The organism is Shinella sp. HY16, from assembly GCF_028534175.1.
In the GTDB taxonomy this organism is placed as follows: domain Bacteria; phylum Pseudomonadota; class Alphaproteobacteria; order Rhizobiales; family Rhizobiaceae; genus Shinella.
Genome location: NZ_JAHYXL010000001.1, coordinates 727,624 through 742,980, shown reverse-complemented (window position 1 = coordinate 742,980; position 15,357 = coordinate 727,624). Strand labels below are relative to the sequence as shown.

Sequence of the window (15,357 nt, the reverse complement as noted above, 5' to 3'; positions counted from 1 at the left end):
CTCAGGCCGCGTCCTTCGTCCAGTTCACGCCGCCGGCATCCGTCAGCAGGAAGGCCTCGCCGCAGGCCTTTGCCAGCGTGCGCACGCGCAGGATATAGCTCTGGCGTTCGGTGACGGAGATCACGCCGCGCGCATCGAGCAGGTTGAAGACGTGGCTGGCCTTGATGCACTGGTCATAGGCCGGCAGCACGCATTTGTGCAGGCGCTGGTTTTCCGCATCGCCCGGTGCGCCGGCCGCGAGCAGCGCCTGGCATTCCTTCTCCGCATCGATGAAATGGCGGTGCAGCATGGCCGTGTCGGCGAACTCGAAATTGTGGCGGGAATATTCCTGCTCGGCCTGCAGGAAGACGTCGCCATAGGTGATCTTTTCAGCGCCCTCTCGGCCGTTGAAATTGAGGTCGTAGACATTGTCGACGCCCTGAACATACATGGCGAGGCGCTCGAGACCGTAGGTCAGTTCGCCCGCAACGGGGGAGCACTCGATCCCGCAGACCTGCTGGAAATAGGTGAACTGCGAGACTTCCATGCCGTCGCACCAGCATTCCCAGCCGAGGCCCCAGGCGCCGAGCGTCGGGCTTTCCCAGTCGTCCTCGACGAAGCGCACATCGTGCAGCAGCGGATCGAGGCCGATGGCGGCCAGCGAGCCGAGATAGAGCTCCTGCAGGTTCGACGGGTTCGGTTTCAGGATGACCTGGTACTGGTAATAGTGCTGCAGGCGGTTCGGATTCTCGCCGTAACGCCCGTCGGACGGGCGGCGCGAGGGCTGCACATAGGCGGCGCGCCACGGGCGCGGACCGAGCGCACGCAACGTCGTTGCCGGGTGGAACGTGCCGGCGCCCACTTCCATGTCATAGGGCTGAAGCACCGCGCAGCCCTTGTCCGCCCAGTAGTTGTGCAGCGTCAGGATCAGCCCCTGGAAGGAGCGCGTCGGGTTCATGTGGTCAGGCAGGGCGGCAGGGGTCATCGGTTTCGTCCGGGCATTCTGGAAAAAGGTGACGGACTGGTGCCACGATGCGCCTTGGGGGTCAAGGGTTTCGGCCCCCGGCCCCGCATGCGTCAATGCCGTTCGAGCGAACGGAAGAGCCCGGAGCCGGCCGCCTGGGTGACGGCCTGCACGCGCTGCGGGGCGAGATCCGGCACATGCCGCACCTGACGGCGCAGGCCGACCGGAATGCGTGCGCCATACCAGGCGGCAAGCATGGGTAACTCGCGGCGCAGTGTGCCCTTCGCCTGCCAGCCGAGCGCCTTCAGCGCCCGCGTGTCGAGCGGCGGACGGCTGACATTGTCCGGCCGGCCAGCCGTGAAGCTGACGCCGGAAACCGGGTCCTGCACGGCGTCGAGGACAAGGCGGGTGATTGCAAGAATGTCGAGAAAGTCGTCGCCGGCGACATTGTAGGTGGCGTTCTCCGCCCCGCGCGTCACCACTGCCCGCAGCGCCGAACAGAAATCCGCCATGGTGACGAAGCCGCGCGTCTGCAGGCCGTCGCCATGCACCGGAAGCGGGCGGCCGACGGCGGCAAGCTCGAGGAAGCGCGGCAGCAGTTTTTCCGTGTTCTGACGCGTGCCGACGATGTTGACGGGGCGCAGCACGCGGATATCGAGATCGAACGAGCGGCGCAGGCCGGCGATCAGCATTTCGGCGGCGGCCTTGGAGGCGCCGTGCGGGTTGTCCGGCAGGAGCGGCGCAAGCTCGCCCATCGGCTGGCCATTGCCGGCGCCGTAGACCTCGGCGGAGCTGACATGGATCATCAGCGGCACGCGGCGGCGCCCCATCGCCTCGACCAGCACCTGCGTGCCGAGCGCATTGGCCAGCGTGAACCGCTCCGGCACCGAGAAGGCGCGCTCGACATGGCTTTCGCCCGCCGCATGCACGACGAGGTCGGCATCCTTCAGCATTTCGGTGACGAGATCGAGATTGCCGACATCGCCATCCTGCAGCGTCACGCGGCCGGTGCGGAAGGCGGCATCGAGATGCGACATGTCGGCGGCATAGGTGAAGGCATCGAGCACGCGGATGCGCGCATTCGGGCAATGGGCGAGCAGATCATCAACGATGTGCGAGCCGACGAAGCCGGCACCGCCCGTTACAACGATGGTGCGAATCCAATCGAGGTCGAGCGAGGCCATGCGCATTCTCCGTTCACTGCCGGGCCTCCCTCATGGCGGCCCTGACCGCTAGATCGGCCTTCCTGCGCGCGGGGGCAACGCCGGCCGGCAGACGCAAAAGCATAAATCCCGCGTTAACCTTACGGAGCGTGGTTAATGTGCCGGGGCCGCACGGCAGGCCTTCTCCTCCAGTCCCGCGCTGGCACACAGTCGTATCGCGACGACCGGTTTTTTCAACGTGCCCGCGAACCGAAGGTGTAAAATGCTTGCAAGCCGGGCTGACACAGCCCTAGTCGTCGTCACGGCGCAGGCGGTATTCGCCGGTTTCCGGATCCTTGACGAGCGTGCCGTTGGCGCCGGTGCGGCGCTCCTCCTCGGAACGCTTGCGCGCCTTGCTGAGGCGCTCGGCATCGGCCACGAACTTGCGATAGCCGAACCAGGCAAGGCCGACGAGCAGCAGCAGAAAGATGATCTGGGCCATCGCCCCTCCCCTCGTTTTCCCGACGCCTTATCCGGAAAGGCCGAAGCGGCCCCACAGCGCCTTTTCTTCCGCGAGGCCCGCCACGGCGGCCACGCCCGCAGAGCCTATACGCTCCGCCACATCCGATGAAAGCCCCCCGATGCCCGGCGCCTTGCGACCAAACAGCCCCTTGGGCGCGGAGACCAGCTCCAGCCGCGTCTTGTCGCCATACCGCTTCTTCAATTCCGAACGCATGTCGGCAAGGCCGTCGACGAGGCCGAGCGTCACGCCGCGCCCGCCGGTCCAGAACAGGCCGGAGAAGAGATCGGGATCGTCGGCGAGTTTCGCACCGCGGCGCTCCTTCACCATGTCGATGAACACCTGATGGATCTCGAGCTGCAGGGATTTGAGATATTCGATCTCGTTTTCACGCTCGGGCTGGAACGGATCGAGGATCGCCTTGTTCGTGCCGGCCGTATAGACGCGGCGCTCGACGCCGATCTTCTTCAGCATTTCCGGAAAGCCGAAACCACCCGAGACGACGCCGATCGAACCAACGATGGAGGTCGGGTCGGCATAGATCTCGTCGCCAGCGAGCGCGATCATGTAGCCGCCGGAGGCCGCCACGTCCTCGACGAAGACGAGCACACGCTTGTTTTTCTCCGCCGCGAGCTCGCGGATGCGCTGGAAGATCAGTCGCGACTGCACGGGCGAACCGCCCGGCGAATTGATGGAGATCGCGACGGCGGGCGCGTCCTTGTAGGCGAAGGCCTTTTCGAGCGCCGGCGCGGCGGTGGCCAGATTGAGCGGCGGCCGGAACTGGCTGCCCGATGCCATGATCGCCCCGTGCAACCGGACGACCGGGATCGCGACACCCTCCTTGCGGAACCTCTTCGGCACCAGCGTCTTCAAAAATCCGGCCATCGCGCGATCCTGTCTCCTGTTCGTTTGCCCGGCTGATGTATGCACGACGAGCGAAAACGCAAGACAATCACGGAATATTCAGGGCTTCGACAGGCGTGGATAGCTTGTTCGACCGTTGTTGAGATCGTCGACGAAGGGGGTGAAGGCGTGCCGACCGGGCTCGTGCATGACGAACGGCATGCGCAGCGCCAGTCTGGCGCGCGAGCCCTTGATGGCGGTGACGAGGATGCGCAGGGCCGGCTCGCCGGAGCGGGGATGGAGCGCCGTGATCTCGATGCCGCCGAAGCGACGGCCACAGGCGGCGACGATATCGGCGATCGATTCCGGCCGGGCGATGAGGGAAAGCTGGCCGCCCGGCTTCAGGATCGCGCCCGCCGTCCGGATCCAGCGTTCGAAGAGGTTCTGCTCCATGGCATGGGCCTCGGCCTTCAGCGCATCCGGCGTGCGGCTGCCGATGCGGTCGTTGAAGGGCGGGTTCATGATGACCTGATCGAAGGCCTCGTCGGCAAGGCCCGCCGCGACACGCGCCGTGCCCGCGAGCCCGACATCGGCCTCCAGCACGCCGACACGGGCGGAAAACGCGGCGTTTGCCGCAAGCGCTATCGACTTGCGGGCAAAACCTGCCATCAGCGGCGAGCGCTCGACAAGCAGCACCTCCGCCTTTTCGTTGCAGGCGGCAACGGCAAGGCCGGCAGCCCCCGCCCCCGCACCGAGATCGGCGACACGCGTCGGCCCCTCGCCGTCCACCAGCGCGGCGAGCAGCATGGCATCCATGCCGGAGCGATGGCCGATACCCTTCGGCTGGACGACGTGGAAGCGGCCACGATGGAAGGCGTCGATGGTCTCGGTGACCGGTTTTTCCGGCGCCGGGTCGGCTTCGCTCACGCCCGCAGCTCCGCCACCAGACCCGCATCCGTCAGGATCTGCCGGGCCTCGTCCTCCCGGTCGCTTTCGACCAGGAAGCGGCGCGGCAACATCCCGAGCGAACCTTCTAGGATGCTCATCGCCTGATCGGCGATCAGGCAATGGATTCCGGCCTCCTTCATCAGGCTTTCCGCGAAGGAGAGCAGAACGGCGTCGTTGGTGCGGATCAATTCGATCATTCCGGTCGTTTTCCAGCCATAATTGGGGAGGCGGGACAATTCGCCTCTTGCCGCAGGAAGCCCCGCTTTCTATTGTCTTTCAACAAAAATGAACAGGAGTCCGGGCATTTGGGCGTCGTGATACCGCTTGAAGAAGGCAAAAACAAACAGGCATCGGTGAAGCCGCTCGTCGATCTGACAAAGGCCGACATGGAGCGGGTGAACCAGCTCATCCTGTCGAAAGCCGGCTCCGACGTCGCGATGATCCCGGAGGTCGCCAATCACCTGATTTCGTCCGGCGGCAAGCGTCTGCGCCCGATGCTGACCCTCGCCTCCGCCGCAATGTTCGGCTACGACGGCGACCAGCATATCAAGCTCGCGACCAGCGTCGAGTTCATGCACACGGCGACGCTGCTGCATGACGACGTGGTGGACGAGAGCGACATGCGCCGCGGCAAATCCACCGCCCGCATGATCTGGGGCAACCAGGCGAGCGTACTCGTCGGCGACTTCCTGCTCGGCCAGGCCTTCAAGATGATGGTGGAAGTGGGGTCGCTGGAGGCGCTCGATGTGCTCTCCACAGCCGCCACCGTGATTGCGGAAGGCGAGGTGCTGCAGCTCTCCGTCGCCAAGAACATGGAGACGACCGAGGACGACTACCTTCAGGTCATCCGCGCCAAGACGGCGGCGCTCTTCGCCGCGGCCGCGGAAGTGGGCCCCATCATCGCCAATACCAGCCGGGCCGAGCGCAATGCGCTGAAATCCTACGGCATGAATCTCGGCCTTGCCTTCCAGCTCGTCGACGATGCGCTCGACTACGGCGGCAAGGCGGCCGATCTTGGCAAGAACACCGGCGACGATTTCCGCGAGGGCAAGATCACCCTGCCGGTCATCCTCGCCTGGCGGCGTGGCACGGCGGAAGACCGCGCCTTCTGGCGCGAGGCCATCGAGGGCGGAAAGAGCGACGACGCGAACCTCGAGCGCGCCTTCGGCCTCATCACCCGTTATGGCGGGCTGACGGACACCATCGCCCGTGCGCAGCACTACGGCATGATCGCCCGCGATGCGCTGGCGCCTCTGCCGGCCTCGCCGTGGAAGAACGCCCTGCTCGAAGTCATCGACTTCTCCATCGCCCGCGTGAGCTGATCGGCGGCCACCCAGGCCTGTTGCCATCAGAGGCGGCCGTGGCGGAACGGCCGCCCTCTTGTGACGCTTTCATAGCGGCAACGTCGGTGCCCGAAGCGCGCCGTTCCATCTCGCGCAAGACGAAAACGATCCAGCAGGATTTTCTTGCCGCACCGCGCCAAAAAAGCCATTCTCTACCGTCATGAGTCCGTGACTGATTTGGGTGCCATCGTGGCTGAATTTGCCGCGGCAGGTCCTATATGAGGGTTGCGGCGTCCTTGCGAGGATGCCGTACGGGGCGGACTCCATAGATTCTGGCGAAAGGCATTTTGATGCGGCATTCCCTTTTCCTTCGGCTTTTCTCCGGCGTGGCGCTTGCGGCCAGCATAGCGTTCACCGGTCCTCTGGCGGCATACGCGGAGGAAAAGCCCGCAGCCGCGGCCGCAGAGGAAACGCCGTTCGACCCCTTGAGCGTCAATACGTTCTCCGGCGCCTTCCTTGCCGCCCGCACGGCCGACTATGACAAGGAATACGAAACCGCCGTCGCGCTCTACAAGATCGCCCTGCAGTTCGACCCCACCAACAAGGACGTCAAGCAGCGCCTGATGGTGACGCAGCTGATGAACGGCGAGTTCGAAGAGGGCGTCAAGCTGGCCGACGCGCTGCGCAACGACCCGGCCGTCGAGCGCATCACCGCCGTGGTGCGCGGCATGGAGGCGATCCGCAAGCGCGAATACAAGAGCGCCGAAAAAATCCTCGTCTACAAGGGACCGAACGACCTCGACCGCATGATGAACGACCTCCTGCTCGCCTGGGCCAAGTTCGGCGACGGCAAGTCGAAGGAAGCAATCAAGCTGATCGGCGGCATGGAGGGACCGGACTGGCTGGCCATCTTCAAGAACTACCATGCCGGGGCGCTGGCCGCCGCGGCCGGCGACAAGGCGACGGCGCGTGCGCGCCTCAACGACGCCATTCTCGACCGCAACGGCGCCAGCGCCGCGCCGGACACCTTCATCCGCGCCGTGATGGCGCTTGCCCGTCTCGAGGCTCATGAGGGCAACAAGCAGAAGGCGCTCGATGCCATCTCGGTCGGCGACAACTTCATCACCAGCTATGCGCCGCTGAAGGCGCTGCGCCAGAGCATCGAAGCCGGCGAAAAGCAGGAACAGCAGGTCCGCAACGCTGAACAGGGCGCTGCCGCCGTGCTCTTCTCCATCGGCGGCGCGCTCAACCGCGACGGCGCGGAAGACATCGTCTCGCTCTATCTCCAGGCCGCCCGCGCGCTCGACCCCGACAGCGACGACATGCTGGTGCTGCTCGGCGGGCTGGCCGAGAACCAGAAGAAGCCGGAGCGGGCGATCGAATATTACCGCGCCGTGCCGGAAAAATCGCCGATGCGGCGCATTTCCGAGCTGCAGCTCGGCCTCAACCTCGCCGATACCGGCAAGGTTCCCGAGGCGAAGAAGCACCTTCAGGCACTGATCGAGGCCGATCCGTCGGACCTTCGTTCCTACCTCGCGCTCGGCAGCGTGCTGTCGGATGCCAAGGACTACAAGGACATGGCCGCGCTTTACGATCGCGCTGTCGCCGCCATCGGCCCCGTTCCGACGCGCAACCACTGGAGCATCTTCTTCCAGCGCGGCATCGCCTATGAGCGCCTGAAGGAATGGGAGAAGGCCGAGCCGAGCTTCCGCAAGGCGCTGGAGCTGAACCCGGAGCAGCCGCAGGTGCTGAACTATCTCGGCTATTCCTGGGTCGACATGAACATGAACCTCGACGAAGGCCTGGACATGATCCGCCGGGCCGTCAGCATCAAGCCGGATGACGGCTATATCGTCGATTCGCTCGGCTGGGCCTACTACCGCCTCGACCGCTTCTCCGACGCCGTGGCGGAGCTGGAGCGGGCGGCGGAACTGAAGGCCGGCGACCCGACGATCAACGACCATCTGGGTGACGCCTACTGGCGCGTCGGCCGCAAGCTGGAAGCCACCTTCCAGTGGAACCGCGCACTCGGCCTGAAGCCGGAAGAGGCGGAAATCCCGAAGATCAAGCTGAAGATCGAGAACGGCCTGCCGGAGCTGAAGAAGACCGAGCCGGCCTCCGCCGAAGCCAAGGACGAAAAGCCGGTGCAGACCCCCTCGCCCGAGGGCACGGCGGCCGACCGCAAGTCCTGACGCCCTATGGCTGACGCCGACGCCTTGTCGGGGTTTGCGGTGGTCGAGCCGGCCCCGGCCAAGATCAACCTCGCGCTTGCCGTCACCGGCCGGCGCGAGGATGGCTACCACCTCCTCGACAGTCTCGTGACCTTCACCGCCTTCGGCGACCGCATCGGCCTTGCGCCTGCCGCCGAGGACCGCTTCACCCTGTCCGGCCGTTTTGGCGAAGCGCTTTCGGCCGACGCCGACAACCTCGTGACCCGTGCCCGCGACCGGCTGCGCGCGGCGCTCGCCCCGATGGGCCAGGCGACCCCGCCCGTGCACATTCATCTCGAGAAGAACCTGCCCATCGCGTCGGGCATCGGCGGCGGCTCGGCGGACGCGGCCGCGACGCTGCGCGGCCTCCTCTCGCTGTGGCGGGCGGTTCTGCCTGGCGACACGCTGGAGGCGCTTGCCCTCGGCCTTGGCGCCGACGTGCCGATGTGCCTTGCCAGCCGTCCGCTGCTCGCGCGCGGCATCGGCGAGGCAATCACCCCCGTCGCCCTGCCGGCCCTTCCCATGGTGCTGGCCAATCCGCTCGTCGGCGTTTCGACGCCTGCCGTCTTCAAGGCACTCGCCTCGCGGAACAACCCGCCGCTTGCCCTTGCGGGCGCCGCTGGCTGGGCGGAGGCGCTTGCGGGCCTGCGCAACGACCTGGAGCCCCCTGCCCGCACGCTCTGCCCGGAGATCGTCGCGCTCTCCGAAAGCCTTGCGACAACAGGTCCCGGCCTGGTGCGCATGTCCGGTTCCGGCGCGACCTGCTTTGCGCTATACGATACGGACACGGCCGCAAGAGGCGCGGCAGCGGCACTCGCGCGCCGGCATCCGCACTGGTTTTTCACCGCCACGCGCACGCTTGAAGCGAAAGGCAAAGGAGCCGACGATGGCGCATGTTGACGAGACGAGACCCTTCATTCCCGTCGGCATCGCCGTGCTCACCGTCTCCGACACGCGCACGCTCGACACGGACCGTTCCGGCGACACGCTGGTCGCACGCATCACCGAGGCCGGGCACCGCCTTGCCGACCGCGCCATCGTGACGGACGACGTGGCCGCGATCCGCGCCAAGGTGGAAGCCTGGACGCGCGACGACGCGGTGGACGTGGTCATCACCACGGGCGGCACGGGCTTTACCGGCCGCGACGTGACGCCGGAGGCACTGGAACCGTTGTTCGAAAAGCGCATGGACGGATTTTCCGAAGTCTTCCACCGTATCTCCTACGACAAGATCGGCACCTCGACGATCCAGTCGCGCGCGACCGGCGGCGTTCTCAACGCCACCTTCATCTTCGCGCTGCCGGGCTCGCCCGGCGCCTGCAAGGACGCCTGGGACGGCATCCTGAAGGCGCAGCTCGACTATCGCCACATGCCCTGCAACTTCGTGGAAATCATGCCGCGGCTCGACGAGCACCTGAAGCGCACGGCCGGCTGACCTGTTCCCCGGGGGACTGCGCGCCTCCCGCCGCACCCCTATGACTTTCCCGGCATCACGGAGCTGAGGAGAGACAAATGGCACGCACGATCACCGGAACCAACGGCGCAGACCGCATCGTCCAGGGCGGCAACATCAACAACACCGAACTGACGATCTTCGCCCGCGGCGGCGCGGACACCATCATCCTCAACCGCACCGACGATTTCGGCGGCCGCAACCAGGTCGATGCCGGCAAGGGCAACGACAGCGTCGTCAACATGAAGGAAGACGGCAACGTCATCCTGCTCGGCGCCGGCAACGACACCTATGTGGGCACCGGCTTCGGCTCCTTCGTCAACGAGCGTGCCGATATCGTCAAGGGCGGCTCCGGCAACGACAAGATCGTCGTCAGCACCTTCAAGAGCAGCTATTTCGGCGAGAGCGGCAAGGACAGTTTCTTCTCCGTCGGCCAGCAGAACACCTTCCACGGCGGCTCGGGCACCGATTCGATCAGCTACATCGCGCGCGACGACGACACCGTGCTCGGCGGTTCCGGCGTCGCCATCGATCTCGGCGCAGGCCTGGCGCAGACCGGCGCCAATCGCTTCGAACGCCTCATCAGCATCGAGAATGCCGCCGGCACGGGCGTCGCCGACGCCATCGCCGGCTCCAGCGTCGGAAACGTCCTGAGGGGGCTTGGTGGCGACGACGAGATTGCCGGGCGCGGCGGCAACGACGTGCTCGTCGGCGGCCGCGGCCGGGACCTGCTGCAAGGCGACAGCGGTGCCGACCGGTTCGACTTCAACGGCGTGCTCGATACGGCGTCCGGCGCGCGACGCGACGTCATCCTCGATTTCAACAGCGGCGAAGGCGACCGCATCGACCTGCGCGACATCGATGCCGATGCCGGCCGCGGCGGCAACCAGGCCTTCGATTTCATCGGGGGGAACAGCTTTTCCGGAACGGCCGGAGAGCTGCGCTTTTCCGGCGGGATCGTTGCCGGCGACACCAATGGCGACGGCGCGGCCGATTTCGAAATCGAGCTTTCCGGCGTCGGCAGCGTCTTCCGCAGTGATTTCCTGCTCTGAGAAAGGCACGGCACGGCCGCCGTCAGCCGGGGTTGCTCAACCGATCTCCGCCCGCATGGCCTTTGCGACCCAGGCCGGCACCAGTTCCACGGCGAGGCGGCGAACGCCGGCGCCCGTGGCGATGTCGGCGAGCGTCATGCCGGTGCGCACGGCGGCCGAGGCCTGGCGCTTGCTGACGAGATACCCCTGCTCCAACGGCGCGCGGCGGCGCGCAAGGCGCTGGAAGAACGGCCGGCGATGGCTGCGCGAGCCCAGGAACTGCGCCGGATTGCGGTTGACCGCCACATGGTCGACGACGGCGTCCACCCAGCCCGACATCGGCCGGGCACCCGGCTCCAGCAGCAGCAGCCAGTCGCCACGGGCCGAGCCCACCACGTCCTTCATGTCCCAGCTTGTCAGGAAGCGGCAACCCGCGGCGTCCGCCACCTCAGAGGAACCGTCGCGCGAGCCGTGATCGAGCACGATCACCTCGCGAACGACCCCCTCGACGGCGCCGGAAACCAGCGCCGACAGCGTCTGCGCAAGCTCGGCCTCATTGTCCCGGCATTCCATGATGATGGTCAGCATGTCCTCCCATACCGCATTGCAGCATCGATTTCCACCGCAGGCTTCCGTGATGTTTCCTGCATGGTTAGGCAGCATGGTTAGCGGCACCCTGAAATTTGTTCTTGCATTGTTCTCATTCGCGCGATAGGAATATAGTCATTGAATCGGGGCCTGTCCCCGGCGGAGACACCCATGAACGATCTGGCCAGCCTCAGGCAGGGCGCCCTTGCGCCCGGCCATGCGAAAGACGTTGCCGAAGCGCTGATGGCCGAGACGGGCATGCGCGTCGAGAGCGAGCGCCGGCGCGGCCGGGGTGCGGGTCTCAATTTCACCGGCCGCTTCGAGCCGATGACGCGGGAGACCTTCGACGACGGCTGGCAGACTCTGGAGGAGCTGCCGCCCTTCCGCACCGAGGTGCAGGTGGAGAAGCCACGCACCATCATCACACGCAACGAATCGCCCGACATCCCCTTCGACCGGTCGATCAACCCCTATCGCGGCTGCGAACACGGCTGCATCTACTGCTTCGCACGGCCGACCCATGCCTTCATGGGTCTGTCCGCCGGCCTCGATTTCGAGGCGCGGCTGTTTGCCAAGCCGGATGCGCCGAAGCTGCTGGAGCGGGAGCTTTCCAAGCCCGGCTATAAGCCGCGCGTCATCGCGATCGGTACCAACACCGATCCGTACCAGCCGATCGAAAAGGAATGGCGCATCATGCGGCAGATCCTCGAAGTGCTGGATGCCGCCAATCATCCGGTCTCGATCGTCACCAAGTCGGCGCTCGTGCTGCGCGACATCGACATCCTCTCGCGCATGGCGGCACGCGGCCTTGCCTGGGTCGGGCTATCCGTCACCACGCTCGACCGCAAGCTCGCCCGCACCATGGAGCCGCGCGCCGCAACGCCGCCGCGCCGGCTGGAGGCCATCCGTACGCTTTCGGAGGCCGGTATTCCCGTCGCCATCATGATGGCGCCGATCATTCCCGGCCTCAACGATCATGAGATCGAGCGCGTGCTCGATTCGGGCAAGGCCGCCGGGGCGCTGGAGGCGAGCTATGTGCTGCTCCGCCTGCCGCTGGAGGTGAGCCCCCTCTTCCGCGACTGGCTGCTGCGCCACTACCCGGACCGCTACCGCCATGTCATGTCGCTGGTGCGCTCCATGCGCGGCGGCAAGGACTACGACGCTGAGTTCGGCAAGCGCATGAAGGGCGCCGGTCCCTATGCCTGGCAGATCGCCCGCCGTTTCGAAATGGCGGCCAAGCGGCTGGAGTTGACCCGCACCCGCCGCAGCCTTGCCTGCGACCAGTTCGTGCCGCCCTCGGGCAGCGGCGTGCAGCTCTCGCTGCTGTGAGGCGGAAAGTTTTCCGCCCGCGTTCCCCAACGCGTTTGGCAGGGCAAATCAGGCCGCCCTCCCGAAGGGACTGACAGCGCGGGGAGATCCGGTTCGGCCCGAGCCGGACGGACTGCAAAACGAAATCCCGCCGGGCGTCCGCGCCCGGCCTCTTCTTCCGGTCTGCCTTTCCCCGGGGCACACCGGCGCTCCTCCGGCGTCCGCCTCCTGCCGGAGGACTTGCAGGGAATCGGATGGATGTGCGAGGTTCGCCGCATGTCCCGTACCGCATCCTCCGATTCCCGCCTTCTTTTCGACCTGCCCGAAGGGCCGGATTTCCAGATGGAAATCACCGCCCGCAAGCGCGGGATCTGGCCGGTGGCCGGCACGGACGAGGCCGGCCGCGGGCCTTTGGCAGGCCCCGTCGTCGCCGCTGCCGTGGTGCTCGACCCGGACAACATTCCCGCTGGGCTCAACGATTCCAAGCAGCTCAATGCCGCAAGGCGCGAGGCGCTCTTCACGCTGATCCTGCAGTCAGCCTTCGTCTCCGTCGCCTCCAGCTCATCGCGCCACATCGATACCAGCGACATCCGCAAGGCGAGCCTCGACGCCATGCGCCGCGCCGTGGCCGGCCTGGAGGTTGCGCCGAAACTCGTGCTTGCCGACGGCCGCGACGTGCCGCCGGGCCTTGCCTGCGAGGGTCGCGCCGTCGTCAAGGGCGATGCCCGCTCGCTCTCCATCGCCGCCGCCTCCATCATCGCCAAGGTGATGCGCGACCGCATGATGGCACGCGCCGAGGACACCTATCCCGGCTACGGCTTTGCCATCCATGCCGGCTATGCCACCGAGGTGCACCGCAAGGCCATCACCGCGATCGGCCCCTGCCGGCTGCACCGCATGAGCTTCCGCCCGCTCCGCCAGGACTGAACCCGGCGAAGACCGGCCGCTCCTGCCGGCATGAAGGGCCATTGCAAATCAGATAAGTCTATGCTTATCTCATTCTCATGATCGAGAACGAGATATTCAAGGCCCTTGCCGATCCCACGCGCCGCACGATCTTCGAGAAGCTGGCGGACGGCGCCATGAATGCCAGCGCCCTGCGCGAGGGCATGGAGATCAGCCAACCCGCCATGTCCCAGCATCTGGCGGCGCTGCGCAATGCAGGGCTGGTGCGCGAGGAGCGGCAGGGGCGTTTCATCAACTACGAGGTCGATCCGGACGGGCTTGCGCTCATCGCCGGATGGCTCGCGAGGTACCGGGCCTACTGGCCGGCACGGATCGACGCCCTCAAGGATTTGCTGAAGGACATGGACCAATGAGCGGCAGGCAGGCCGGGCAGGCAACGGATCTCGTGCTCGAATACGACCTCGACGCACCGACCGAAAAAGTGTGGCGGGCGATCAGCATTCCGGCCTTCCGGGAGCGGTGGCTGCCCGACGGCGCGCTTGCCGATGCCGAGCCGATCCTGGCGGCGCCCGGCGAGGAAATCCGCTTCAGGATGCGGGACCGGGAACCGCCCCATCTCGAAAGCGTCGTGGCGTTCCAGCTGCGCCCGAATGAACAGGGCGGCACCACGCTCCGGATCGTCCACGGCCTTGCGGACGCGCGCGCCGCGCCGCGCCCCCTCAACGACAATGGCAACGACAATGGGCGCACGCTGATGCGCGCCGCCTGACCTACCCCCCTCCCCGAAACAATCCGGAAGACAGGAGTTCGCCCATGCGCGAAACGATGCAACTCGTCCCTATGGTCGTCGAACAGTCCAGCCGGGGAGAACGCTCCTTCGACATCTATTCCCGCCTTCTGCGCGAGAGGATCATCTTCCTCAACGGCGAGGTGAACGACACCGTGTCCGCACTCGTCTGTGCCCAGCTGCTGTTCCTGGAGGCCGAGAACCCGCAGAAACCGATCCAGCTCTACATCAATTCGCCCGGCGGCATGGTGACCAGCGGCTTTGCGATGTACGACACCATGCGCTACATCCGCGCGCCCGTTCACACGCTCTGCATGGGCACGGCCCGCTCGATGGGCTCGTTCCTGCTGATGGCCGGCACCCCGGGCATGCGGGCCGCCCTGCCCAATGCCAGCATCCTCGTCCACCAGCCCTCCGGCGGCTTCCAGGGTCAGGCCTCCGACATGCTCATCCATGCCGAGGAGATCCTGAAGACCAAGCAGCGCATGACACGGCTTTATGCACGCCATTGCGGGCGCAGCTACGAGGAATTCGAACTGGCTATGGATCGCGACCGGTTCATGACGGCCGAGGAGGCGCTGGACTGGGGCCTGATCGATCGCATCCTCACCGAGCGTGACGTTCTCGAGATACAGCACGCCGGTCCGTGAGCGGCGCTTCGGCGATCGATAGGCGCCACCAGTCTCACGACGACATGGCCCGTTTTGCCATCCACTCCGCCATGATCTGACGGCTGTCCACGGCAAACGTCGCCTCGAGCACCGTGGACCTGACGATGCGTTCGGCCCGGAAATGCCGGAAGTCTCCGCGCAATTCGCACCAGGCCGCAATCAGCGTGACATCGACATAATAGACCGTGGCGATCGGCCAGATCGTCCGCTGCGTGCGGCGATCCTGTTCGTCGCGATAGGTGATGCGGATCTTCCGGCAGGCACGAATGGCGTTGCGCACGTCGAGCAGAGCGATGCCCTCGGGGCGCACGGTGTCGCCTTCGGAGACCAGAAAGCGCGGGGCCTGCAACTGCGCACAGAGTTCCGCCGGAATGGCGTGCTGGAGCTTGCTCAGCACGCTTTCCGCCGCATCCTGCAACTTGGGATCCCGAATGCGGTGGACGAGGTGCGCGCCGATGGAGATGGCCTCCACCTCCTCCATCGTGAACATCAGCGGTGGCAGGTCGAACCCCTTGCGCAGCACATAACCGAGCCCCGGCGCGCCCTCGATCGGCACGCGCCGGGCCTGAAGGGTGGCTATGTCGCGATAGATGGTGCGGGCCGTCACCTCCAGCCGCTCCGCCAGCGCCGCCGCCGTCATCGGCTTGGCGCGGCCGCGCAGCGTCTGGATGATGTCGAACAGGCGATCGGCGCGGCGCATGCGAAACTCCCGAACACCACTGAC

At 66.2% G+C, this 15,357-nt stretch carries 18 protein-coding genes; 10 read left to right on the top strand and 8 right to left on the bottom strand.

Going from position 1 to position 15,357, the window contains the following annotated elements; all coding sequences use genetic code 11:
• Position 1 precedes the first annotated feature (1 nt).
• The 6 genes from K0P03_RS03635 to K0P03_RS03610 all read right to left on the bottom strand — a co-directional run bounded on the left by K0P03_RS03635 (position 2) and on the right by K0P03_RS03610 (position 4,593).
• On the bottom strand, positions 2-964 hold the full coding sequence (locus tag K0P03_RS03635; RefSeq protein ID WP_037405784.1) for a glycine--tRNA ligase subunit alpha: 963 nt from the start codon (positions 962-964) through the stop codon (positions 2-4).
• Positions 965-1,056: 92 nt separating this feature from the next.
• Positions 1,057-2,127: a dTDP-glucose 4,6-dehydratase gene (locus K0P03_RS03630; protein WP_023515126.1), complete on the bottom strand. Its 1,071-nt coding sequence runs from the start codon at positions 2,125-2,127 to the stop codon at positions 1,057-1,059.
• 268 nt (positions 2,128-2,395) lie between these two features.
• A complete protein-coding gene (locus K0P03_RS03625; RefSeq protein WP_272788914.1) occupies positions 2,396-2,587 on the bottom strand; it encodes a hypothetical protein in 192 nt (63 codons plus the stop codon).
• A gap of 27 nt (positions 2,588-2,614) precedes the next feature.
• A complete protein-coding gene (locus K0P03_RS03620) occupies positions 2,615-3,490 on the bottom strand; it encodes a S49 family peptidase (RefSeq protein ID WP_023515124.1) in 876 nt (291 codons plus the stop codon).
• A gap of 78 nt (positions 3,491-3,568) precedes the next feature.
• Positions 3,569-4,375 carry a tRNA1(Val) (adenine(37)-N6)-methyltransferase gene (locus K0P03_RS03615; protein WP_272788913.1) on the bottom strand — a complete coding sequence of 269 codons (807 nt, stop codon included), beginning with the start codon at positions 4,373-4,375 and terminating at the stop codon, positions 3,569-3,571.
• A complete protein-coding gene (locus K0P03_RS03610) occupies positions 4,372-4,593 on the bottom strand; it encodes a putative signal transducing protein (protein WP_037405787.1) in 222 nt (73 codons plus the stop codon). The genes K0P03_RS03615 and K0P03_RS03610 overlap by 4 nt, the downstream gene beginning before the upstream one ends.
• Positions 4,594-4,701: 108 nt before the next feature.
• Between K0P03_RS03610 and K0P03_RS03605 the strand changes: the two genes are divergently transcribed.
• The 5 genes from K0P03_RS03605 to K0P03_RS03585 all read left to right on the top strand — a co-directional run bounded on the left by K0P03_RS03605 (position 4,702) and on the right by K0P03_RS03585 (position 10,394).
• Positions 4,702-5,718, top strand: coding sequence for a polyprenyl synthetase family protein (locus tag K0P03_RS03605; RefSeq protein WP_272788912.1), 1,017 nt, complete (start codon positions 4,702-4,704; stop codon positions 5,716-5,718).
• Positions 5,719-6,029: 311 nt separating this feature from the next.
• The gene (locus K0P03_RS03600; protein ID WP_272788911.1) at positions 6,030-7,871 is read left to right on the top strand and encodes a tetratricopeptide repeat protein; all 1,842 of its coding nucleotides are present in this window, start codon (positions 6,030-6,032) and stop codon (positions 7,869-7,871) included.
• Positions 7,872-7,877: 6 nt separating this feature from the next.
• A complete protein-coding gene (locus tag K0P03_RS03595) occupies positions 7,878-8,789 on the top strand; it encodes a 4-(cytidine 5'-diphospho)-2-C-methyl-D-erythritol kinase (RefSeq protein WP_272788910.1) in 912 nt (303 codons plus the stop codon).
• On the top strand, positions 8,776-9,324 hold the full coding sequence (moaB, locus tag K0P03_RS03590) for a molybdenum cofactor biosynthesis protein B (protein WP_023515118.1): 549 nt from the start codon (positions 8,776-8,778) through the stop codon (positions 9,322-9,324). The genes K0P03_RS03595 and moaB overlap by 14 nt, the downstream gene beginning before the upstream one ends.
• A gap of 77 nt (positions 9,325-9,401) precedes the next feature.
• Complete coding sequence (locus K0P03_RS03585; RefSeq protein ID WP_130520531.1) at positions 9,402-10,394, top strand: calcium-binding protein; 993 nt, start codon at positions 9,402-9,404, stop codon at positions 10,392-10,394.
• A 36-nt stretch (positions 10,395-10,430) separates the two neighbouring features.
• Here the strand turns inward: K0P03_RS03585 and K0P03_RS03580 are convergent, their stop codons facing one another.
• Positions 10,431-10,961 (bottom strand): glycosyl transferase, encoded by a 531-nt coding sequence (locus K0P03_RS03580; RefSeq protein ID WP_272788909.1) that lies wholly within the window; start codon positions 10,959-10,961, stop codon positions 10,431-10,433.
• 171 nt (positions 10,962-11,132) lie between these two features.
• On the opposite strand from K0P03_RS03580, the gene K0P03_RS03575 reads away from it, so the two are divergent.
• The 5 genes from K0P03_RS03575 (at position 11,133) to K0P03_RS03555 (ending at position 14,612) form a co-directional block, all read left to right on the top strand.
• Positions 11,133-12,290, top strand: coding sequence for a PA0069 family radical SAM protein (locus K0P03_RS03575; protein ID WP_037405793.1), 1,158 nt, complete (start codon positions 11,133-11,135; stop codon positions 12,288-12,290).
• A 237-nt stretch (positions 12,291-12,527) separates the two neighbouring features.
• Positions 12,528-13,196 carry a ribonuclease HII gene (locus K0P03_RS03570; RefSeq protein WP_272788908.1) on the top strand — a complete coding sequence of 223 codons (669 nt, stop codon included), beginning with the start codon at positions 12,528-12,530 and terminating at the stop codon, positions 13,194-13,196.
• A 77-nt stretch (positions 13,197-13,273) separates the two neighbouring features.
• A complete protein-coding gene (locus tag K0P03_RS03565; RefSeq protein ID WP_023516710.1) occupies positions 13,274-13,588 on the top strand; it encodes an ArsR/SmtB family transcription factor in 315 nt (104 codons plus the stop codon).
• Positions 13,585-13,944, top strand: a complete 360-nt coding sequence (locus tag K0P03_RS03560; RefSeq protein WP_272788907.1) for an SRPBCC family protein — start codon at positions 13,585-13,587, stop codon at positions 13,942-13,944. Before K0P03_RS03565 ends, K0P03_RS03560 begins: the two co-directional genes overlap by 4 nt.
• A 44-nt stretch (positions 13,945-13,988) precedes the next feature.
• Positions 13,989-14,612, top strand: coding sequence for an ATP-dependent Clp protease proteolytic subunit (locus K0P03_RS03555; RefSeq protein WP_272788906.1), 624 nt, complete (start codon positions 13,989-13,991; stop codon positions 14,610-14,612).
• A 34-nt stretch (positions 14,613-14,646) separates the two neighbouring features.
• Here the strand turns inward: K0P03_RS03555 and K0P03_RS03550 are convergent, their stop codons facing one another.
• Complete coding sequence (locus tag K0P03_RS03550; RefSeq protein ID WP_272788905.1) at positions 14,647-15,333, bottom strand: helix-turn-helix transcriptional regulator; 687 nt, start codon at positions 15,331-15,333, stop codon at positions 14,647-14,649.
• Positions 15,334-15,357: the final 24 nt, after the last annotated feature.

Excerpts from the sequence above, each read along its gene's own strand:
- K0P03_RS03635 (WP_037405784.1), bottom strand. The coding sequence starts at position 964 with ATGACCCCTGCCGCCCTGCCTGACCACATGAACCCGACGCGCTCCTTC.
- K0P03_RS03630 (WP_023515126.1), bottom strand. The coding sequence starts at position 2,127 with ATGGCCTCGCTCGACCTCGATTGGATTCGCACCATCGTTGTAACGGGC.
- K0P03_RS03625 (WP_272788914.1), bottom strand. The coding sequence starts at position 2,587 with ATGGCCCAGATCATCTTTCTGCTGCTGCTCGTCGGCCTTGCCTGGTTC.
- K0P03_RS03620 (WP_023515124.1), bottom strand. The coding sequence starts at position 3,490 with ATGGCCGGATTTTTGAAGACGCTGGTGCCGAAGAGGTTCCGCAAGGAG.
- K0P03_RS03610 (WP_037405787.1), bottom strand. The coding sequence starts at position 4,593 with ATGATCGAATTGATCCGCACCAACGACGCCGTTCTGCTCTCCTTCGCG.
- K0P03_RS03600 (WP_272788911.1), top strand. The coding sequence starts at position 6,030 with ATGCGGCATTCCCTTTTCCTTCGGCTTTTCTCCGGCGTGGCGCTTGCG.
- K0P03_RS03595 (WP_272788910.1), top strand. The coding sequence starts at position 7,878 with ATGGCTGACGCCGACGCCTTGTCGGGGTTTGCGGTGGTCGAGCCGGCC.
- moaB (WP_023515118.1), top strand. The coding sequence starts at position 8,776 with ATGGCGCATGTTGACGAGACGAGACCCTTCATTCCCGTCGGCATCGCC.
- K0P03_RS03585 (WP_130520531.1), top strand. The coding sequence starts at position 9,402 with ATGGCACGCACGATCACCGGAACCAACGGCGCAGACCGCATCGTCCAG.
- K0P03_RS03580 (WP_272788909.1), bottom strand. The coding sequence starts at position 10,961 with ATGCTGACCATCATCATGGAATGCCGGGACAATGAGGCCGAGCTTGCG.
- K0P03_RS03575 (WP_037405793.1), top strand. The coding sequence starts at position 11,133 with ATGAACGATCTGGCCAGCCTCAGGCAGGGCGCCCTTGCGCCCGGCCAT.
- K0P03_RS03570 (WP_272788908.1), top strand. The coding sequence starts at position 12,528 with ATGTGCGAGGTTCGCCGCATGTCCCGTACCGCATCCTCCGATTCCCGC.
- K0P03_RS03565 (WP_023516710.1), top strand. The coding sequence starts at position 13,274 with ATGATCGAGAACGAGATATTCAAGGCCCTTGCCGATCCCACGCGCCGC.
- K0P03_RS03560 (WP_272788907.1), top strand. The coding sequence starts at position 13,585 with ATGAGCGGCAGGCAGGCCGGGCAGGCAACGGATCTCGTGCTCGAATAC.
- K0P03_RS03555 (WP_272788906.1), top strand. The coding sequence starts at position 13,989 with ATGCGCGAAACGATGCAACTCGTCCCTATGGTCGTCGAACAGTCCAGC.
- K0P03_RS03550 (WP_272788905.1), bottom strand. The coding sequence starts at position 15,333 with ATGCGCCGCGCCGATCGCCTGTTCGACATCATCCAGACGCTGCGCGGC.